We start from the raw sequence: 23,621 nt of genomic DNA, 5'->3' as shown, positions 1-23,621 counted from the left end.
CGTGCAGCGATCAGCCCACACGCGCCATGCAATGCTCGATCAGCGCTTCAAGTTCACGCTGGTAATCCTGCATCAGTGCGTCCATGGTGCCGGCGCGATAACGCTGGCTGCTGTAGATGCAACGCAACGCCAACTGGCCGTCATACACCTGGCCGACAATTTCCAGCCAGTTGCCCAGGTTCGCCTTCAGGCTGTAGTTGTCGCCGGTTTCTTCCAGCGCCGGCACCAGCAGAGCCTGCTCGTCGAAACTCTGGTCGAACTGCCCCAGGTAGTTGAACGTCACCCGCGCCTGCGGCAGATCCGCCAGTTGCCGGGACACCTCGGCGCCCGCCAGATGACGAAGCACGCCATACCCGATGCCCTTCTGCGGCACCGCCGCCAGCTGCGCCTGTACGTCGATGATCGAACGTCCGATATCGTCGCTGTCCGGACGCAACCGGACCGGGAACATGCTGGTGAACCAGCCAAGGCTGCGGCTCAGGTCGATGGATTCGAACAGATCCTCGCGGCCGTGCCCTTCCAGCAGAATCAGCGCCGATGGCTGACCGCTCCAGCGGCACAGTGCCCGACCGAGTGCCGACAGCAGCAGGTCGTTGATTTGCGTGCGATAGACCGCCGGCGCCTGCTTGAGCAATTGTTCGGTGTGCTCGCGGGACAACTTGAGCCGCGCCTGCGCCTGCTGGCGCACCTGATTCTTGCCACGGTAGTTGTCGCACGGCAGATCGACGCCCGGTTGATCGAGCTGCTCCAGCCAGTACGCCAGCTCCTGTTCGGCAATCGCCGGGGCCTGTGCCTGCAAGGCCTCGGCAAACGAACGATAGCTGCTGGTACGAATCGGCAGTTGCGGCGTCAGCCCTTGCACACACGCTTCATAAGCGGTTTTCAGGTCATCGAGCAGGATCCGCCAGGACACGGTGTCGACCACCAGGTGATGAATCACCACCAGCAGTCGCGCCTGACCGTCCGGCAGGGCGACATGCATCACCCGCCAGACCGGCCCGTCGTCCAGCTTGAGGCTGCGCTGGGCAAGGTTGGCCAGCGCTTCGACCTGTTCGCTGTTCTCGGCTTCACGGCGCCAGAGCACCGCCTCGCCCTGTTCGGTGGCGGTGCAGTAGCGTTGCAGCCAGCGCCCGCTCTCCCGAGTGAAGCGCAGGCGCAGCGAGTCATGGTGTTGCTCGATCCAGCCCAGGGCCTGCTCGAGCGCATCCAGATCCAGTGGCTGGCGCGCACTCAACAGCAGTGACTGGTTGTAGTGATGGGCTTCGGACATGCCCTCGGCGAAGAACCACTCCTGAATCGGCAACAGATTGAACAACCCCTCGCCCGCCACCTGCGTGACGTCCACCAGTGGCTGTCCGGCGCCTTCCTTCGTCACGTTCTGTTCGACGATGCCAGCGATGGTCTGATAGCGCATCAGATCGCGCAGCTTCAGATCCATCTGCAACGTCGGGTGGTTCCTGACCCGGGAAATGACCTGCAGGCTGAGAATCGAGTCGCCGCCCAGTTCGAAGAAGTTATCCGTGATGCCCACCTGCTCGACTTGCAGCACCTGGGCCCAGATCTCGGCCAGCAGTGTTTCCTGCTCGTTGCGCGGGGCGACATATTCCTCGCTCTTGAAGTCCGGCTCCGGCAGCGCCTTGCGATCGAGTTTGCCGTTGGGCGTGACCGGGAAAGCACTCAGGCAGACAATCTGCGCCGGCACCATGTACTCCGGCAGCGAGGCGCGCAGCCCGGCCTTGAGTTCATCGCCCACGTCTTCGCCCGTCGGCGTCACCACATAACCGATCAGTTGCTTGCCGGACGCATTGTCCCGGGCGATCACCAGCGCATCGGTCACACCCTCCAGTTGGCGCAGGCTGGCCTCGACTTCACCCAGCTCGATGCGGAAACCGCGCACCTTGACCTGATGGTCGATGCGCCCGACGTAATCGACCACGCCGTCCTGACGCAAACGCACCAGGTCGCCGCTGCGATACAGGCGCTCGCCGACCGCGAACGGATTGGGTACGAAGCGCTCGCAGGTCAGATCCGCACGGCCGTGGTAACCACGGGCAACCCCGTAACCGCCGATGTACAGCTCACCGGCAAAACCTGGCGGCAGCGGGTTCAGATCCTCGTCCAGCACGTACAGCGAACGTGCGCCGACGGCACGACCGATCGGTGCATAGGCCGCTTCACAATGCTGGCTCACCGGGACCTTCCAGAGCATCGGCGTGACCACGGTTTCCGTCGGGCCATAACCGTTAGTGAAGTATTCGGGACGCAGGGCCGCCTTCACCTGTTCGAAGGTCTGGTCCGGCACGGCATCACCGCCGAAGCAGTAGATGCGCACCGGTGGCGGCGCGATGCCGCTGGCCGCCGCGTACTCGGCCAACTGTTTGAGATAGGCCGGCGGGAAGCAGGCGATGGTGACGCCATACTCGTGCAAGGCGGCGTAGGTCTGCTCCGGCGTCCACAGGCAACCGTCGCGAATCACCAGGCGGCCACCGCTGTAGAGCGTGCTCAACCAGCGTTCATGGGCGCCGTCAAAAGCGAATGACATGAAGTGCAGCTCGCAGCTGCTGGCGTCCATTTCATACAGCTCGGCGATGGCCTGACAGTGCATGCTCAACGGCCCTTGCGTGACCGCAACGCCCTTCGGCCGACCGGTGGAACCGGAGGTATAGACCAGATACGCCAGCCCTTGCTCCTGCACACGGGAAACCGGCGCGTGATCGGGGTAGCGGGACTCGTCGAGATGATCGATTTCCAGACGCAGCAGTCCTTCGGGCGCCGGCAAGGTGGCGCGCAGGCTGCTCTGGGTCAGCAACAGTGCCATGCCCGAATCCTCGATCATGTACGCCAGTCGCTCAGGCGGATAATCGATATCCAGCGGCACGTACGCCGCACCGCTCTTGAGCACGGCGAGGAAGCTGACGACCATTTCCAGCGAGCGCGGCAGCGCCACGCCGATCACCACTTCCGGGCCCGCACCGTGTTCGGTCAGGCAGTGGGCCAGACGATTGGCCCGCTGTTCGAGTTCGGCATAGCTCAGGCTCAATCCGGCGCACTGCAGGGCGATAGCCTCTGGCTGCTGCTGCGCATGCCGGCTGATCAGTTGCGGCAGCAGCACCGGTTCGTGGCTGGAGACCGGTTCGGCACTCCAGGCCTGGATCGCCTGCCACTGCTCGTTCGACAGGCGCTGCAGATTGCCCAGTCGCTCGTAAGGCGCACGCATCATCGCTTCGAGGGTGTTTTCCAGCGTCAGGCGAATGCCTTCCACGGCCTCGGCGCTGAAGTGGCTGCGCAGGTACAGGTACTCGATCGACAGCTCGTCACCCAGCATTACCGCGAGGTCCATCGGTACGTTGGTCACGCCGTGGCCGATGGATTTGCCGAAGGTCAGGTCGGTGTCGTTTTCTTCTTGCAGGCGATCATCGATCGGGAAGTTCTCGAACACGATGATGCTGTCGAACAGTGCCTGGCCACCGAGGTTGGACCAGCGCTGCACATCAGCCAGCGGCGCCTGGGAATAGTCACGAATGTCCAGGTTGTAGGCCTGCACTTCGCCCAGCCAGTCCGCCAGGCGCTGATCGGCCTGCGGCGTCTGGATGATCGGCAAGGTGTTGATGAACAGACCCAGCATGTTGCCGACATTCGCCAGCCCTTCGGGACGCCCCGAAACCGTGGCACCGAACGTGACCGTGCGCTGCCCGGTGTAGCGCTGCAACAGCAGCAGCCAGGCACCCTGAATCAACGTGTTGGGGGTGATGCGCAGGTCGCGGCAGAACTGCAGCAGGCGTGCGGTTTGCGCCTGATCCCAGTTCGAGTAGATCGCATCGTGGCCGCAGACATCGGCCGAATGGCGCGGATGGATCGCCTGGCTCAACGCCGTCGGCTCGTTGACCGCCGCCAGACGCGCTTTCCAGAACAGCTCCTGCGCGTCCTGGTCCTGTGCCTGCAACCATGCGATGAAGTCGCGGTAACGACCGTTCTCACCGCTGACCTTGCCCCTGGAGTAGTACTGCAAGACTTCGCCGAACAGGCGCGAACTGCTCCAGCCGTCCATCAAGATGTGGTGGCTGGTCCAGATCATCTGATAGCGGTCATCGCTCAGGCGCAACAGCGTCACCCGCTGCAGACGTGCCTGGGACAGATCGAAGCCGAGGGCACGATCATCGCTGGCGAATTCGGCGATCAACTCATCGCTGACCTCACGCTCGCGCCAGTCGAGCACCTGCATCTGCAGCGGGGCCTGACGATGGACCACTTGCAACGGCTTGGCCAGCCCGTCCTGCCAGTGAAAACTGGTCCGCAGGATCGCCTGGCGATCGATGACAAATTCCCAGGCGCCCCGGAAACGCTCCACATCCAGGCCCTGGATCGGCAAGCTGACCTGGTTGACGTACAGGCTGCTGCCATTGTCCGAGAGCGTGTGGAACAGCATGCCCTCCTGCATCGGCGACAGCGGATAAACGTCCTCGATCCGATCCGCCGGCACCGGCAACGCATCGAGCTGCGCCTGCTCCAGACGCGCCAGCGGGTAGTTTTCCGGCGTGCCGTCGGCCTGCTGCGCGGACTCCACCGACGCCACCGTCGCCAGTTTCTGCACGGTCTGTTGCTGGAACAGATCCTTGGGGGTAAAGCGGATGCCCTGCTGGCGCGCACGGCTGACCAGCTGGATGGAGATGATCGAATCACCGCCCAGGCTGAAGAAGTTATCGGTCACACCGACCCGGTCAATCTTCAGGATGTCCTGCCAGACCACCACCAGCTGTTGCTCAAGCTCCGTTGACGGGGCGACATAGTCCCGGGCCGACTGATTGACGTCCGGTGCCGGCAAGGCTTTGCGGTCCAGCTTGCCGTTGGGGGTCAGCGGCAGCGCCTCGAGGTACAGCCACTGCGCAGGCACCATGTAATCCGGCAAGTGTGCCTTGAGGGCGGACTGCAGCGATTCGCTCAGCTCATCCTGTTCCTGAAGGCTGAGGCCGGATTGGGTCGGCACCACATACGCCACCAGTTGTTGACCGCTGAGGCCGTCCACCGCCAGCACCACGCCTTCGTGCACGCGGTCATGGGCCAGCAGACGCGCTTCGATTTCACCCAGTTCAATACGGAACCCGCGCACCTTGACCTGATGGTCGATGCGGCCCACGTATTCGATCCGCCCATCGTCCCACAGGCGCGTCAGGTCGCCGGTGCGGTACATCCGCTCGCCGCTGGTCGAGGCCGGGTTCGGCACAAAACGCTCGGCGGTCAGGCCCGGACGGAACAGGTAACCGCGGGTGATGCCGTCACCGGCCAGATACAGCTCGGCCGCCACCCCGATCGGCGACGCTTGCAGTTGCCCGTCCAGCAGGTACGCGGTGGTGTTGACCAGCGGCCGGCCGATATTCGCCTGGCCGCCGGCTTCGCGGCGGGTCCAGGTCGAATAGGTGGTGTCTTCCGACGGCCCGTACAGGTCATAGACGTGCTCGACCGAGGTCTCGCTGTACAGGCTGTCGACCACACTTTGCTTGAGCGGCTCGCCGGCCAGATTGATGATCCGCACGCCATTCGGAATATGCCCGGCACGGTGCAAGGCAGCGATCGCCGACGGCACGGTGTTGATCAGACGCACCTGATCGCGCTCCGGCAGGTCCGGCAGTTCCAGAGCATTGCGCGCCATGACGATCGAACCGCCCCGCGCGAGGGTGACGAAAATCTCCCACACCGACAGGTCGAAGCAGACCGAGGTCGATGCCAGCACACCTTGCAGATCGGCTTCGCTGTAAACGTCGGCGGACCAGTGGATCAGTGCCTGGACGTTACGGTGGGCAATCGCTACGCCTTTAGGTTTGCCGGTGGAACCGGAGGTGTAGATGACGTAGGCCAGGTTCGCCGAATCGCCACGCACGTCGAGGTTATCGGCAGCCTCATCGGCAAAGGCCTCACCGCCCGCCTCCACCAGCAGCACCTGCGCGTCGGTCTGCGGCAGTTGCGCCAGCAACGATTGTTGCGTCAGCAGGACCTTCGCCTGGCTGTCTTCCAGCATGTACGCCACGCGGTCGGCCGGGTAGTCCGGATCCAGTGGCACGTAGGTGCCACCGGCCTTGAGCACCGCCATCAAGGCAATCACCAGTTCCGCCGAGCGCGGCATCGCCACGCCCACCCGAACCTCGGCGCCGACACCCAGCGACACCAGATAACGCGCCAGCTGGTTGGCCCGGCGATTGAGTTCGGCATAACTCAGGGCCACACCGCCATGGCTCAGGGCCACAGCGTGCGGACGGGCCTGGACCTGCGCTTCGAAGCCTTGATGAATCAGACGCTCAGCCGGATACGCGGCGTGATTGTCGTTCCACTGCGCCAACGTGTTGTGCTCGGCACCCGACAGCAGCCCGACTTCACCCAACAGGCGTTGCGGCGACTCAAGGAACTGTTGCAACACTACTTCCAGGTGCGTGGCCAACCCGACTACGCCGCGCTCGGAAAACTGCTCGGTCAGGTAGTTGAAGTCCAGGCTCAGGACCTCGCCGGCACCGGCGATCAGGGTCAGGCCGTAGTTGGTCTGCTCGCGGTGTTCCAGACCACCGAAGCGCAGGCCGCCCGGATTGGCCTCCAGCGTCTCCGACACCGGGTAGTTTTCAAACACCAGCAAGGTGTCGAACAGCGCTTCGCCGTTGAGCTCGGCAAGTCGCTGGATGTCTTGCAGCGGCGTCTGTTCGAAGTCGCGCAGCAGCAGGTTCTTGTCCTGCACGCTGCGCACCCAGTCGCGCACGCTGACGCCCGGTTGCGGGCTGGCGATCACCGGCAAGGTGTTAATGAACAGCCCCAGTTGCTGCTCGATGCCCGGCAAATCCACCGGACGCCCGGACACCGTGGCGCCGAACGCGACCGTGGGCTGGCCGGTGTAGCGTTGCAGAATCAACAGCCATGCTGCCTGCACCAGACTGTTCAGAGTGACCTGCTGCTGGCGCGAGAAACTGTTCAGGCGGCGCGTGAACGCTGCATCGAACGTCAGGCGATGCACGCCCTTGCCCGCCCCCGGCTGCACGTTGCCCGGGCACGCCGAGGCCAGACGGGTCGGCTCGTCGAGCTCGGCCAGTTGTCCGCGCCAGAAAGCCTGCGCGGCCTGTTTGTCCTGGCCTTGCAGCCAGGCCAGGAAGTCCCGGTAACGGCCCTGCGCACCCGGCACCGGATGACCGGCGTAATCCTGCAGCACCTCACCGAACATCCGCGAGTTGCTCCAGCCATCCATCAGGATGTGGTGGCAGGTAAAGATCAGGCGATGGCGATCATCGGCCGTGCGCAACAGGCACAGACGCAGCAGCGGCGGGTTCTGCAAATCGAAACCGCGCTCCAGATCAGCCCGTGCCCGCGCTTCCATGGCCACGGCCAGGTCCGGCTCGTGGCGCATGTCCACTTCCGGCATTTCCAGGGTCAGCTGGCGATGAATGACTTGCAGTGGCGTGTCGAGACCGTCGCGACCCCAGATGAAACCGGCGCGCAGCACTTCATGGCGATCCACCACTCGCTGCCAGGCCTGCTGGAAGCGCGCGACGTCCAGACCTTCGATGTCCAGCAGCATCTGATAGACATAAGCGCTGGCATCGGCGTCATAGAGACTGTGGAACAGAATGCCCTGCTGCATCGGCGCCAGCGGATAGATGTCTTCGATCCGCTGGGCAACGATCGGCAGGTTGTCCAGATGGGTCTGGGACAACCCGGCCAGCGGCACGTCGGACGGTGTCAGACCACCGCTCGCGTGATTAAGGCAATGGTCGATCAACTCGGCCAGCGCGCCTTCATAGGCACGTGCCAGCGCATGGATGGTCGCGTCTTCGAACACATCGCCGCTGTAGGTCCAGGTCAGGCTCAACTGCCCCTGATAGACCCGGCCATCGATGGTCAGCGTGTTGGCCATCGGCGCACGCTCGTCCTGCCCGGCGCCCTTGTCTTCGGTGGCCGGCACCCACAACGCGCCTTCATCGAAGTTGTTGTCGAACTGGCCGAGGTAGTTGAACGTCACCTTCGGCTGCGCCGCGCCGCTCAGGGCAGCCTGTGCCTCGGCGCTGCCCAGATATCGCAACAGGCCGTAGCCAATGCCTTTGTTGGGGATCGCCCGCAGCTGTTCCTTGATGCCCTTGATCGAGGTTTCGAAACCGGCGCCGGGGGTCAGACGCACCGGGAACATGCTGGTGAACCAGCCCACCGTGCGGCTCAGATCGACATCGTCGAACAGGTCTTCACGACCATGACCCTCGAGCTGCACCAGCGCGCTCTCGGCACCGGTCCATTCACACAGCACCTTGGCCAGCGCAGTCAGCAACAGGTCGTTGACCTGGGTGCGGTAGACCGCCGGGGCCTGTTGCAGCAGCTGCCGGGTGCGCTCGGCATCCAGACGCGTATCGACGCTGCGCTCGAAACGGTTGCTCAACTGACCTTGCGGGTTGTCCAGCGGCAGCTCGATGCCCGCGCCGCTCAACTGCCCGCGCCAGTAATCCAGCTCGGCTTCCAGCACGGCACTGCGCGCATGCCCTTGCAGGCGCGCGCCCCAGTCCTTGAACGCGGTGGTCTTGGCCGGCAGGCGCATAACCTGCCCCGCCGTCAGCTGTTGGTAAACGGTTTGCAGATCTTCCAGCACGATCCGCCAGGACACCCCGTCGACCACCAGGTGATGGATCACCAGCAACAGGCGCTGGCTGGCGTCCGGCAAGTCCACCAGCACCGCGCGGATCAGCGGGCCGTTGTCCAGATCGAGGCTGCGTTGCAGTTCCTGGCACAGCGCCGGCAAGGCCGCGCTGTCCTGCAAGGTCACGGTGCGCAGCAGCTCCAGATTGTGTTCGACCGGCGCGTGGGTCTGTTGCCAGCCACCCTCCAGGTCGCGGTAACGCAGACGCAAGGCGTCATGGTGCCGTTGCAGGTGCTGCAACGCCTGCTCCAGTGCAGTCGCCGCCAGCGGTGCGGTCGGGGTCAGCAGGATCGACTGGTTCCAGTGATGACGCGCCGGGATATCGCTGTCGAAAAAATACTGCTGGATCGGCGTCAGCACCGCCTCGCCGAGCACATCGCCCTGGGTCGCGAGTACCACGTCGCTCTGCTGCGCGACCGTGGCCAGGCGTTGCACCGTCTGATGCTGGAAGATGTCCTTGGGCGTGAAACGGATGCCCGCCTGACGGGCGCGGCTGACCACCTGAATCGAAATGATCGAGTCGCCGCCCAGCTCGAAGAAATTGTCGTTGAGGCCGACACGCTCGACCTTCAACACGTCCTGCCAGATGGCGGCCAGTTGCTGTTCCAGCTCACTGCGCGGCGCGGCATACGCTTCCTGCACCTGAGCGACCTGCGGCTGCGGCAGTTGCTTGCGATCGAGTTTGCCGTTGGCGGTCAGCGGCAGGCGCTCGAGGAATGCCCAGCTGACCGGCACCATGTAGTCCGGCAAGGCTTCGCGCAGTTGCGCCTTGATCGAATCGCGCAGCGTCGCCTCGGCATCGCCTTGCAGTGCCTCGTTCGGCACGATCCAGGTCGCCAGTTGCTGACCGCTCGGACCTTCGACTGCCAGCACCACCGCCTCGCGCACCGCCGGGAGCTTGAGCAGCCGGGTTTCGATTTCCCCCAACTCGATACGGAAACCGCGGATCTTCACTTGATGGTCGATACGACCGATGTACTCGATCACCCCGTCGCCGCGCAGGCGCGCCAGGTCGCCGGTGCGGTACATACGTTCGCCGGCCTGCGGGTTGAACGGGTCGGGCACAAAACGCGTAGCGCTCATGCCCGGTTGATTCAGGTAACCCCGGGCCAGACCGGCACCGGCGATGTACAGCTCGCCGATGCAACCTTGCGGCACCAGGTTCAGCGCGCTGTCGAGCAGGTACCACGACAGGTCGACAATCGGCTCGCCGATCGGGCTGCTGTGGCTTTGCTCAAGGTCGGCCATCGACAATGGGCGGTACGTCACGTGCACGGTGGTTTCAGTGATGCCGTACATGTTCACCAGCGTCGGTGCACGGTCGCCGAAACGCTCGAACCATGGCCGCAGGTTCTGCACTTCCAGCGCTTCGCCACCGAACACCACGTAACGCAGCGAATGGTCGCGCGAGGATTCACTGGCCAGTTGCATCAGCGGCTTGAACGCCGATGGCGTCTGGTTCAGGACCGTGACGTGTTCATCGCACAGCAGGGTGTAGAAATCTTCCGGGGAACGGGTGACGTCGTGGGGTACGACCACCAGTTTTCCGCCGTACAGCAGCGCGCCGAAAATTTCCCAGACCGAGAAGTCGAACGCGTAGGAATGGAACAGGGTCCAGCTGTCGTCCGGGCCGAAACCGAACCAGTGGTCGGTGGCGCTGAACAGGCGGATGACGTTGCTGTGCGGCAGCAATGCACCTTTGGGCTTGCCGGTCGAACCGGAGGTGTAGATGACGTACGCCAGGTTATCCGGGGTGGTCAGGCAGACCGGGTTTTCGCTGTTGCCCGGCTCCAGTGTCTGGCTCAGGTCCAGACAGGTGAGGCCCGGCGGAATCGGCAGCTGTGCCTGCAAGTGACCCTGGGTCAGCAGAAGACCGATGCCACTGTCCTCGATCATGTAGCTCAGGCGATCTTGCGGGTAGCCCGGATCCAGCGGCACGTAGGCACCGCCGGCTTTCAGCACGGCGACGATGGCGACGATCATGTCCAGCGAACGCTCGACCGCCACACCGACCCGCACATCCGGGCCGACGCCGTTCGCGATCAACCGGTGCGCCCACTGATTGGCCCGGCGATTGAGCTCGGCGTAGGTCAGCCGTTGCCCGGCAAAGGTCACGGCGACCGCCTCGGGATGACGTTCCGCCTGGGCTTCGATGGCCTGATGAATGCACTGCTCGACCGGGTGCTCGACCCGTGTCGGATTCCATTGGCTCAGCAGTTGTTGCTGACGTGCGTCATCGAGCATCGGCAACTGCCCGATGCTGCGCGACGGGTCGGCGACGATCGCCTGCAGCAGCGCGGTCCAGTGCTGTGCCAGACGCTCGATGGTCGCCGCATCGAACAGATCGGTGGCGTACTTGAGCACCGCTTCGATGCCGTGGGCCTGTTCGGTGGTGTTCAGCGTCAGGTCGAACTGGGCGGTCTGGCTCTGCCATTCCAGCGGCTCGATGCTCAGGCCGTTGAGGCGCGTCTCAACACTGCTGCGGCGTTCCGCCTGATGGTTGAACATGACCTGAAACAGCGGACTGTGGCTCAGGCTGCGACCCGGTTCCAGGGCTTCCACCAGTTGCTCGAAAGGCAAGTCCTGATGGGCCTGGGCTTCCTGTGCGGTCTGTTTGACCTGACGCAGCAAATCGATAAACGGGGTCTGGCTGTCAACGTCGGCCTTGAGCACCTGCGTGTTGACGAAGAAACCGATCAGACGCTCGATTTCCACCCGGCCACGGTTGGCCACCGGCACGCCGACACGGATGTCCGACTGCCCGCTGTAGCGGTGCAACAGTGCCTGGAAAGACGCCAGCAGCAAGACGAACAGCGTGACGTTTTCCCGCCGCGCAAAGGCTTTCAGGCCCTGGCTCAGCTGCGGATCGAGAATCAGGTTGTGGCTGGCCCCGGCAAAGCTCTGATCGACACTGCGCGCGCGGTCGAGCGGCAGTTCCAGCACCGGTTGTTCGCCGCCAAGTTTTTCCTGCCAGTAGGCCAGTTGCCGCGCCTGCTCGCCGGCTTCCATCCACTGGCGCTGCCACAGGGCGTAGTCGGCGTATTGAATCGGCAGGGCCGGCAGACCGGCATCGTGACCGAGGCTGAAACCGGCGTAGAGCTGCACCAGCTCTTCGATCATCACTTGCAGCGACCAGCCGTCGGAGACGATGTGGTGCAGGGTCAGCACCAGCACATGGTCGTTCGGGTTGACCTGCAACAGGGCCGCGCGCAGCAGCGGGCCTTGCTGCAGATCGAAAGTCTTCTGGCTCTGAGTCTGGACGAACGCCTGGATCGAAGCATCCGGGTCGCTCGCCAGCTCAGGGCTCAACGGGTAGGTTTCCAGCGCAAACGATCCTGGCGGCAGGATCGTTTGCAGCGGTTGTTCGGTTTCCTGGGAGAACACCGTGCGCAAGGTTTCGTGTCGTTCGATCAGCGCCTGAAGGCTGCGCTCCAGCGCCGACTCATCCAGCGGACCCTGCAAGCGCAGGGCCGTCGGAATGTTGTAGGCCGCGCTGTGCGGCGCCCACTGCCAGAGAAACCACTGGCGCTGCTGGGCGTAGGACAGCAGCAGCGGCTCTTCGGCCGTGCGCTTGAAAACCGGGGCAATGTCAAAGAGGTTGACGCCTTTCTGCTTGAGCAGAACCGCCAGAGCCTTTCTTTGCTTAGCCGAAAGTTGTCCTACCGACTCGATTAACTCTTGCACGCGTTTTTCCCTCTCAAGAAATCAGTTTTTCCAGATCATCGAGGGATAGACGTTTGAGGGCCTCCAGGGATTTAGCCAATTCATCCTGAACGGGCGACATTTCGACGCGCAGCGCCTCGATCCGGTTGCAGAACGCTTTCAGCGTATCGGCTTCGAACAGCTCCTTGAGCGGCACCTTGTCGCCCAGCCGCTCCTTGATCCGGGTCACCACCAGCGTCGCCAGCAACGAATGGCCGCCGAGCTGGAAGAAGTTGTCCGCCAGGCCCACGCGCTCGACTTCCAGCACTTCCTGCCAAACCGTCGCCACCTCCCATTGCAAGTCGGTCTGCGGCGCTTCGTACTGCTGCTGCGTCGGGCTCTCGCCCAATGCCATCAACGCCTTGCGGTCGAGCTTGCCGTTCGGGGTCAGCGGCACCGCCTCGATCACATGCAGATGCCCCGGCACCATGTGCGCCGGCAAACGACTGGCCAATGCGGCGCGCAGGCGCTCGGTCAGCGCCGCCGGGTCGGTCGCCGGTTGCGCCGCCACGACGTAGCCGTGCAGGTGCTTGCCCGCCGCGCCGTCCTGCGCCAGCACCACCGCCTCGCGCACCTCGTCCTGCTCCAGCAGGCGCGCTTCGACCTCGCTCAGCTCGATACGGAAACCACGGATCTTCACCTGATGGTCGGCGCGCCCCAGGTACTCGATGTTGTCGTCCGCGCCCTGGCGCACCAGGTCGCCGGTTCGGTAAAGCCGCTCGCCGTTGCCGGCATACGGGTTGGGCACGAAGCGTTCGGCGGTCAGCCCCGGGCGCATCAGATAGCCCCGGGTCACGCCGGCGCCGCCCAGGTACAACTCGGCCGCCACACCGGCCGGCAAGCCATTGAGTTGCGTGTCGAGCAGGTACGCCACGGTGTTGTCCAGCGGCCGGCCGATGTTGGCCTGACCGTGCGCGGTGCGCAGGGTGAATGTCGAATACGTGGTGTCTTCCGACGGACCGTACAGGTCGTAGACCTGCCTGACCGATGGGGTCGCGTACAGCGTGTCTACCAGGCTCTGTTTCAGTGGCTCGCCGGCCAGATTGATGGTCGCGACCGACGATGGAATCTGCCCGGCCCGTTGCAGCGCGGCAATCGCCGACGGCACCGTGTTGATCAGCGTGACCCGCTCGCGGGCCGGCAACTCCGCCAGGGCCAGCGCGTTGTCCGCCAGCACCATGCAGCCACCGCTGGCCAGGGTGACAAAGATCTCCCAGACCGACAGGTCGAAGCAGATCGAAGTCGACGCCAGCACACCGCGCAGTTGCTCCTCGCGGTACACCCCTTGCGACCACTGGATCAGCGCAGTGAGGTTGGCGTGACTGATGGCCACACCCTTGGGCTTGCCGGTGGAACCCGAGGTGTAAATGACATAAGCCAGGTTTTGCCCGCTGATCCCGGCCACCGGCGCGGTGGTTGGATACCCGGCCAGCGATTGCTCGCCCTCCTCCACCAGCACCACCTGAGCGCTCAACGCGTCAGGCAGCATCGCCTGCGCTGCCGGCTCGGTCAGCAATACCGCGGCGCGGCTGTCGTCGAGCATGTGCAGCAGACGTTCCTGCGGGTAATCCGGGTCCAGCGGCACATAGGCGCCACCGGCCTTGAGAATTGCCAACAGCGCGACCAGCATGTCCGGGGTGCGGCGCATGCACACGCCGACCCGCACCTCCGGCCCCACGCCCAGCGCTTGCAGTTTGTGCGCCAGACGATTGGCCCGCAGGTCGAGGTGGCGATAGTCGATCTGCTGTTCGGCGTAGATCACCGCCGCTGCATCCGGTCGCAGTGCAACGCGGGACTCGATGAACTCGAGCACCGTGCGCGAATCGTTCGCCGTGACGCCAGCCTTGCCCCAGTCGATCGCTTGCTTGCGCTGCGGCTCGTCGAGCAATTGCAAGGTGCCCAACGGTTGCTTGGCGTTGCCGAGGAACTGGCTCAACAGACTTTCGAGCTGACGACTCAGGCCGACGATCGTCGCAGCACCGAACAGGGCCTGATCGTAACTGACGCCCAGGCTCAGCTCGCGACCGGTGACCGCCACCAGCGTCAGCGGGTAGTTGGTCTGCTCCTGACGGCGGATCGCCGAGAACACCAGACCGGTATCCGGCCCCTGTTGCAGGGCTTCGGCCATCGGGTAGTTCTCGAACACCAGAATGCTGTCGAACAGCGCTCCCGCACCGAGTCCGGCCCAGCGCTGAATCTCGTAGAGCGGCGTGTGCTCATGCTCGCGCAGCGCCAGGTTGAGGCCCTGCACGTGTTGCAACCAGCGCTCGACCGGCATCTCGGCGGACGGCGCCGCCACGACCGGCAAGGTGTTGATGAACAGGCCGATCTGCTGCTCGACGCCGGGCAGATCGGTCGGACGTCCGGCCACCGTAGCGCCGAAGGCCACGCTGTCCTGACCGGTGTAACGCTGCAACAGCACCAGCCACGCCGCTTGCACCAGGGTGTTGAGGGTGACTTTCTGCTCCCGGGCGAAACGGTTCAGATCCGCCGTCAGCTGTTCGCTGAACAGATGCTGGTGATCGGCATAACCGCTGACGCCGGACGTCTGCGTCGGCACGGCACTGGCCAGACGCGTCGGCTCTTCGAGCTCGGCCAGCGCGTGCTTCCAGAACGCCCGACTGGCTGGCTGATCGCGCTGACCCAGCCATTCGATGTAGTCGCGATAACGTCCCTGGGCAGCAACCGGAGTCAGGCCCGCATAACGCTGCAGCACTTCACCGAACAACTGCGAGGTACTCCAGCCATCCATCAGGATGTGATGGCAGGTGTAGATCAGGTGATGCGTCGAATCATCGGTACGCACCAGCGAAACCCGCAACAGCGGCGCGCCCGTCAGCTCGAAACCGTTGGCCAGATCATCGCCGGCCAGTTGTTCCAGCGCAGTGTCGAGGTCGGTTCGACCCCGCCAGTCCTGCACGCTCCACGGCATTTGCACGCTCTGGCGAACCACTTGCACCGCTGCAGCGGCGTCGCTCGGCCAGACAAACGCGGTACGCAGAATGTCGTGGGCGTCGAGGGTCTGCTGCCAGGCCTGACGGAAACGCTCGGCCTCCAGATGTTGCACGTCGACCCGCAGCTGGTTGGTGTAAGCCGGGCTGTCGGGGTCGTTGAGGCTGTGGAACAGAATGCCTTGCTGCATCGGCGACAGCGGGTACAGATCGGTGATCTCCCGGGCCGGAATCGGCAGTGCCGAAAGTTGCGCCTGCGTCAGGCTCACCAGACTGAAATCGGACGGCGTGACGCCGGCCTCGCCGCTGTCGCAGCAGTGCTCGATCAGCCGTTCCAGCTCCAGGCGATAAGCCTCGGCCAGCGCCTGCACCGTGTCGGTACGGTACATGCCCGAACCGAATGTCCAGGTCAGTTCCAGCTCGCCGCCATACACCTGACCGTCAATGCTCAACCAGTTGCCCAACGGTGCCGTGGCGTCCTGATTGGCCCCGGTGCTTTCGCCGGACGGCACGAACAGGGCGCCCTCGGCGGCACTGAAGTCGCCGTCGAACTGGCCCAGATAGTTGAAGGTCACCCGTGGCGGGGCCAGCGAACGCAGCTCGGCGGCACCGGTCAGGTAGCGCAGCACGCCGTAACCGATGCCTTTGCCCGGCACGGCGCGCAGTTGCTCCCTGATCGCGCACAACGATTCGCCCGGCCCTGCCTGCGGTGTCAGACGCACCGGGAACAGGCTGCTGAACCAGCCCACCGTACGACTCAGATCGAGTTCCTCGAACAGGTCTTCGCGACCATGGCCTTCAAGCTGGATCAGCACCGACGGCTGTCGGCTCCAGTCACACAACACCCGCGCCAGCGCCGTGAGCAGCAGATCGTTGATCTGCGTGCGATACGCGGCCGGAGCAACCTTGAGCAACTTGTGGGTCAGTGCCTGGCTCAGGCGCGAACTGACGCGTTGCGCCTGCTCCTGAGTCTGCACGTCTTGTGCAAAGTCCCGTGGCAACTCCACGTCGCCCGCGCTCAGGGTCGTCAGCCAATACTCGCGCTCGCGGCCCAGTGTTTCGCTATGGGCATAACGGTGCAGACGCTCGGCCCAGCTCTGCAACGAACTGCTCTTGCCCGGCAACACCAGCGGCGTGCCCGATGCCAGTGCGGCGTAACCGAGCTGCAAGTCTTCCAGCAGGACGCGCCAGGACACGCCATCGACCACCAGGTGATGGATCACCAGCAACAGGCGCTGTTCACCGTCCGGCAGATTCGCCAGCACCGCCCGCAGCAGTCGCCCCTGTTGCAGATCCAGACTGCGCTGGGCCAGATCCGCCAGCGCCGTCAGTTGATCCAGGCTGTCCAGATCACGCACCCACAACAGCTCCGGGTCGCGTTGCGTCTGGAACGTTGCCTGCCACACATCGCCCGACGCCTGGAAGTTCAACGCCAGTGCATCATGCTGCTCGATCAGTGCCGCCAGTGCGGCTTGCAGATGACTGGCATCAAGCGGCGCCTGCGGTTGCAGCATCACCGACTGGTTCCAGTGCTCTCGCCGGGCAATCGGTGTTTCGAAAAAGCGCGCCTGAATCGGCAGCAAAGCCAGCTGCCCGCCGACCTTCTGCGGCGCTGCCGCCACGGGTTTGGCTTCGATCAGTTTGGCCACCGCCGCCAACTGGCCCACGGTCTGCTTTTCGAACAATTGCTTGGGGCTGAGCTTGATGCCCTGGCGCTTGGCCCGGGCAATGATTTGCAGGCTGAGGATCGAGTCCCCGCCCAGTTCGAAGAAATTGTCGGTGCTGCCCACACGCTCGAGCTTGAGCACATCGGCCCAGATCGCCGCGAGTTTTTCCTCGATCTCGCCCACCGGCGCGACGAAGCGCTGCGTCACCACACCTGGCACCGGCAAGGCGCGCTTGTCCAGTTTGCCGTTGGCGGTCAGCGGCAATTGCTCCAGCAGGACAATCTGCGCCGGCACCATGTAATCCGGCAAACGGGCTTGCAGTTGCTCGCGCAGGTCTTCGGCTTTCAGCGCTGCACCCGTCGCTGGCACGCACCAGGCCACCAGTTGCAGCCGTGTCGGGTCGTCATCCAGCGCCAGTGCCAGCACCGCCGCTTCGCTGACACCGTCCAGGCCGAGCAGCACCCGGGCGACTTCCGCCGGCTCAACCCGATACCCGCGCACCTTGACCTGATCGTCCGCGCGCCCGATGAACTCCACCGCCTGCTGGCGATTGCGACGCACCCGGTCGCCACTGCGATAGACCCGCGCACCGGCCGGCCCGAACGGATCGGGAACGAAGCGCTCGGCCGTCAGCCCCGGCTGCCCAAGGTAACCGAGGGCAACACTGTCGCCGCCGATGTACAGCTCGCCCGCAACCTGATCGGCCACGCTGTTGAGTACATCGTCAAGCACATACACATGGGCCCCGGCCAATGGCGTGCCGACCGGCACACTGCGAGCCCCCGGTTCCAGCGAACCGACTTCGTGGGCCAGTACACCGACGGTGGTTTCGCTCGGGCCGTAGTGGTTGATGACCCGGCAACCCGGCTTGAGCTGACGCACACGCTCCACCAGCGCCGGCGAACACGCTTCGCCGCCGACAATCAGCGCCTGCTCCGGCAGCACATCGGCTGCACGCGACGCCTGCAACAAGGCCGCCAGATGTCCCGGAACGATTTTCAGCATGCCCACCCGGTGCCCGGCCATGTACTCGGCGAAGCGATCCGGATCGAAGCCCAGCTCTTCCGGCAATACATGCAGCAACCGGCCCGAGCACAGCGCGCCGAACAGCACGGTGAAACCCAGGTCCGCCGCGATGGTGGAGACCAGCGCCATGCTGGTGTCCGGCGCCGGATCGAGACGCTCCAGCACACCGCGCACGTAACTGGCCAACGCACCGTGGCTGACCAGCACGCCCTTGGGTTGTCCGGTGGAACCGGAGGTGTGAATCACATAGGCCGGCGACTGCGCCGACAACTCACAGGCCGGGGCCGTCGCCGGCTGCTGTTGCCATTGCTGCGCATCGAATGCCAGCCCCTGACAACCGGCGACCGCCAGTTCCGAAACCCGCGAATCACCCTCGGCACACACCACTGCCCGAGCCTTCGCGGCGCCGAGCATCTGTTGCAAGCGCGCCATCGGCGCCTTGACGTCCAGCGGCATGTACACCGCGCCAGCCTTGATGATCGCCAGCACGCACGTCAGCCAGTCGAGCGAGCGCTCCATCAGCACCGCCACCGGTTGACCGGCAATCGCGCCTTGGGCCAGCAGATGATGCGCGAGGCGATTGGCAGCCTGATCCAGTGCCTGGAAGCTCAAGCCGCCATTCAGATCCCGCGCTGCCAGCGATTGCGGCTGGCGCTCGACTTCGCGTGCCCAGTGCCGCAACACCGACTGTGCCGGTTCACGCGGTGCCGCGAGCGCGCTCGGCAATGCCGTCGCCACGGTGTGCAGTGGCGCCTGTGGCGCTTTCAGCAGCGCACCGAACAGACCGAGCAAGGCCGAGACAAAACCTTCGACGGTTGCGTGTCGATAGAGGTCGCTGGCGTAGGTCATCTGCCCGTGAATCAACGTGCCGTCGTCGGTGATGTCCAGCGCCAGATCGAAGTGCGTGCCGTCCTTGTCCAGCGGATACTCCGCCACGGTCAGGCCCGGCAGCGCCATCGAGCGCTGTTTCTGCATGCCGACGTTCTGGTTGAACTTGGCCTGGAACAACGGGTTGTGCCCCAACGTACGCTCGGCGACCAACTCGTCCACCAGTTGCTCGAACGGCAGCTCCTGATGGGCCTGCGCGCCGAATGACGCCTCGCGCACCCGCGCCAGCAAGTCCTCGAAACTGCCTCGCTCATCCACCTCGCAGCGCAGCACCTGCGTATTGACGAAGAAACCGATCAGCCCTTCGACCTCGGCGCGACTGCGGTTGGCGTTGGGCACGCCGACGCGGATGTCACGCTCTCCGGCCTGACGCGAGAGGAACAGCGAGAACCCTGCGAGCACCAGCATGAACAGACTGATGCCTTGAGCACGGGCGAACCCGTTGAGCTGACGTGACAGATCCGCGCCAAAATCGAAGCTCAAAGTCTGGCCTTCAAAACTCTGGGTCAGCGGCCGGGCGAAGTCCGGGGCGACCTCCAGCAGCGGATGTTCCTCACCCAGTTGCTGACGCCAGTAATCGAGTTGACGCTCGCCCTCGCCGGCTTCCAGCCAGCGCCGCTGCCAGATGGCGTAGTCGGCGTATTGCAAGGCCAGCGCCGGCAACTGCGGTTCGCGCTGCAGGCTGAACGCCTGATAGCACTGCACGAATTCCTTGACCATCACGTCCATCGACCAGCCATCGGAGACGATGTGGTGCATGCTCACCACCAGCACGAACTCATCGTCCGCCAGGCAAAACAGACTGGCGCGAAGCAACGGGCCGTGGCGCAGATCGAACGGCTGCGCCGTCACCTTCTGCACGTGCTCGGCCAGCGTCTGCTCGCGTTCTTGCGCGGCAACACCGGTCAAGTCGATGCGTTCCAGCGCAACGCCCTGCGGTTCGAGGATCACTTGATGCGGCTGCTCGCCGTCGGTGCGGAACACCGTGCGCAGCACTTCATGGCGCGCCAGCAGGTGATCGAACGAGCGGGTCAGCGCCGTTTCGTCCAGCCGCCCTTTCAGGCGCAGGCCGGCGGCCATGTTGTACGCGGCGCTCTGTGGTTCGAGCTGCCAGAGAAACAGCAAACGCTGCTGGGCGAACGACAGCGGGATCTGCGCGCAGTCGTGACGACTGACCGGCAGCGGCAGCAGGCTGAAATCCTTGCCCTCTTCGCGCAGCCTGGCCAGAAACAGCCGACGCTGCTCAAGCGGCAAGCCGACGAACCTTTTAGCGATGCGCTCCGCCATGGTGCCGCTCATACTTCTTCTCCTTCCAATTCATTCATGAACAGGTCCATGTCGGACCAGTCGTTATCCGCTGCACCGTCGGCCAACTGCGCCACTGCCTGGGCCAGTTCACCGAGCAGCGGCTTTTCGAACAGGTTGCGCAGCGGCAACACCACGTTCAGCTGTTTCTTGATCCGGCCGATCACTTGCGCCGCCAGCAGCGAATGGCCGCCCAGCTCAAAGAAGTGATCGTCCAGACCGACACGCGGCACTTGCAGGACATCCGCCCAGATCTGCGCCAGGGCTTGTTCGATGTCCGATTGCGGGGCGCGGTAATCGACCTGCAATTGGTCCATGTCCGGCGCCGGCAAGGCCTTGCGATCGAGCTTGCCGCTCGGCGTCAGCGGCAACTCCGCCAACAGCAGCAGATGGCCCGGCACCATGTAGTCCGGCAGCCTGGCCTGCAGCGAAGCCCTGACCTGCTGACGGAACGCCGACTGACCGGCCACCCCGTCGAGCACGTCCTGATCGGCCACCAGATACGCCACCAGTTGCAGGCTGCCATTGAGCGGCAAGGCCAGCACCACGGCCTCGCGGATGCCCCGGCATTGCTGCAGGCGCGATTCGATTTCACCCAGTTCGATACGGAAACCACGGATCTTCACTTGATGGTCCACGCGACCGACGTATTCCACCGCGCCATCGGCGCGCAAACGTGCGCGGTCGCCGGTGCGGTACAGGCGCTCGCCGCTGGCAAACGGGTCGGCAATAAAGCGCTCGGCGCTCAGGGTCGGCTGTCGGTGATAGCCGCGCGCCAGGCCCGGACCACCGATGTACAACTCGCCCACCGCGCCTTGCGGCAGCAGGTTCAAATCATCGTCCAGCACGTACAGGCGACGTGCGGCCAGACCCTGACCAATCGGAATGCCGCGCCACGACACGGCGTCAGCGGTCAGCGCCGAGCAGTCGTGGATCGTCGACACCACGGTGGCCTCGGTCGGCCCGTAGGTATTGAGCAGGCGCACATGACCCAACCCGGCCTGCTGCCACAGGCGCAGGCCGTCCACCGCCATCGCCTCTCCGCCCACGTGAATCTGGCGCAGCGCACCGAAATGCGCTGGAGGATTGGCGGCATATTCCTGCACCAGCCAGTACCAGTACGCCGCCGGCAAGTCGGCCAGGGTAATGCCGTGCTCGAGGATCACCTGATGCAATGTCGCGCTGTCCCACAGCCGTGCGTCGCGCAGCACCACGCTCGCGCCGTGACAGAGCGGCGGGAAAAACTGCTCGACGAAGCCATCGAAGCTGCTGGTCGCGAACTGCAAGACCCGGTCGCCTTCGCGCAGGTCGCTGTAGTCGATGGCGCGCTCGATGAACTCGCTCAGCGCGGCATGACTGATCGCCACGCCCTTGGGCCGACCGGTCGAACCGGAGGTGTAGATCACGTAGGCCAGGTTCTGCGGCTCGACCGTCACCGGCAGACTGTCGCTGGCGCCATCATCCGGCAGCGTGTCGAGGCAAAGGCTTTGCACACCGTCGAGAGCCGGCAGAACGGCCAGCGTCTGCCGGTCGATCAGCAACAGGTTCAGTCCGCTGTCGTCGAGCACATGGCGCAGGCGCTCGCCCGGCGTCTGCGGATCCAGCGGCACATAGGCGCCGCCGGCCTTGAGCACGGCCAGCAAGGCGACGGCCAGTTCCAGCGAACGCCCCAGTGCCACGCCGACCAGCACGTCCGGGCCGACACCCCGGGCGCGCAGTTGATGGGCCAGGCGATTGCTGCGCCGGTTCAGTTCGGCATAGCTGATCGAGGGTGACGGCTCGCTCGCCAGAATCACCGCCGGCGCCTCGGGGGTACGGGCCACTTGCGCTTCGAACAGGGTCTGAAAGCTGTCCAGTCGCGGACTCTCTTCAGTGGCCTGGATCAGACTTTCCTGCTCGGCGACGTCCAGCATCGAAAGGTTGCCGATCAACTGCTGCGGATCACGGCAGACCGACACCAGCACGTTGCGCCAGTGCCCGGCCAGCGCGGCGATGGTGGACTCGTCGAAAATATCGGTGGCGTAGGTGAACGCGGCGAACAGCTGCTCGCCCTCTTCACGGGTATCGAGCATCAGATCGCTGGTGGCCGCGTGCTCGCGGCCGCTGCCGGTCAGCTGTTCCTCGGTCAGGTAACCAACCCGCAAACCGGACGCCAGCTGCGCCTGCTGCAAATCGGTCACCAGCGGCTGGTGATTGAACATCACCTGAAACAGTGGGTTATGGCTCTGACTGCGGGCCGGTTGCAAGGCTTCGATCAAGGCATCGAACGGCAGATCCTGATGGGACTGCGCGCCGGCCGCGGACTGGCGCAGGCTCTGCAACAGATCGGCGAAACGGCTGTTGGCGGTGACCACGCTGCGCAGGATCTGCGTATTGACGAAGAAGCCGATCAAGCCTTCGGTTTCGCTGCGGGTACGGTTGGCGATCAGGCCGCCGACGCGAATGTCGGTCTGGCCGCTGTAGCGATGCAGCAAGGTCTTGAACGCCGCCAGCAAGACCACGAACAGGGTCACGCCCTGACGTTGCGCGAGGTTTTTCAGATCCTGGCGCAGGCCGGCGTCGATGACCGTTTCCAGACGCGCGCCACGGTGACTGGCCTGGGCCGGATACGCGCGGTCGGTCGGCAGTTCAAGCACCGGATGTTCGTCGCCCAGTTGCGCGCGCCAGTAGTCGAGCTGCCGCTCGCGCTCGCCCGCCTCCAGCCAGCTGCGTTGCCACAGCGCATAGTCGCGGTAGTGCACGGTGATCGCCGGCAATTGGGGCTCGCGCCCGGCCACCAGCGCATCGTAGGTGTGCATGAATTCATCGATGAGAATGTTCATCGACCAGCCGTCGGCGATGATGTGGTGCAACGTCAGCAACAGCACGTGTTCCTGCGCGTCCAGCCGCAGCAGACGCAGGCTCAGCAACGGCCCGTTTTCCAGATCGAAGGCTTGCGTGGCCTCCGCCATCATGTGCTGCCGGGCCAGCGGCCAGCGCTGATCCTCGGGCAACGCGCTCAGGTCAGTGAGGGTCAGCTTGACGGGCTGCGGTTCGGCGACTTTCTGGAAAGCTTGTTCGCCCTCCTGACCGAACGTGGTGCGCAGGCACTCATGCCGCGCCGCCAGCAGACTGAACGCCTGCTCCAGCGCCTCGGGCTGCAACTCACCGCTCAGGCGCACGGCCATTGGCAGGTTGTAGGCGGCGCTTTGCGGATCCATCTGCCAGAGAAACCACATCCGCTGCTGGGCATAGGACAAGCCGTCACGCTCTGCGGCCCCGATGCAGGCGGTCATGGGCAGCTGCGCAAAATTGATCCCTTCACGGGCCATGCCGGCGAGGAACAAACGACGTTTGTCCTGAGGCAATTCGATAAAGCGGCGGGCTAGTTTCTGTGCGTCTGCGGCATTCATGCATTGGGTCCTTGCTGATCGGCGGCGTGACCAGGAG

The 23,621-nt window shown here is 64.5% G+C and carries 3 protein-coding genes; all 3 read right to left on the bottom strand.

What is annotated here, in order from left to right; all coding sequences use genetic code 11:
• Positions 1-10 precede the first annotated feature (10 nt).
• The 3 genes from ABFB52_RS10575 to ABFB52_RS10565 are packed head-to-tail and all read right to left on the bottom strand — an operon-like array spanning position 11 to position 23,584.
• Positions 11-12,337, bottom strand: coding sequence for a non-ribosomal peptide synthase/polyketide synthase (locus ABFB52_RS10575; protein ID WP_129973115.1), 12,327 nt, complete (start codon positions 12,335-12,337; stop codon positions 11-13).
• A 13-nt stretch (positions 12,338-12,350) separates the two neighbouring features.
• Complete coding sequence (locus ABFB52_RS10570) at positions 12,351-20,186, bottom strand: non-ribosomal peptide synthetase (RefSeq protein ID WP_129973114.1); 7,836 nt, start codon at positions 20,184-20,186, stop codon at positions 12,351-12,353.
• Positions 20,183-23,584, bottom strand: coding sequence for a non-ribosomal peptide synthetase (locus tag ABFB52_RS10565; RefSeq protein WP_129973113.1), 3,402 nt, complete (start codon positions 23,582-23,584; stop codon positions 20,183-20,185). The genes ABFB52_RS10570 and ABFB52_RS10565 overlap by 4 nt, the downstream gene beginning before the upstream one ends.
• Positions 23,585-23,621: the final 37 nt, after the last annotated feature.

Source organism: Pseudomonas sp. 9.2(2024), assembly GCF_039695385.1.
GTDB classification, from domain to species: Bacteria; Pseudomonadota; Gammaproteobacteria; order Pseudomonadales; family Pseudomonadaceae; genus Aquipseudomonas; species Aquipseudomonas paraglycinae.
This window is presented reverse-complemented; position numbering and strand designations above follow the sequence as displayed.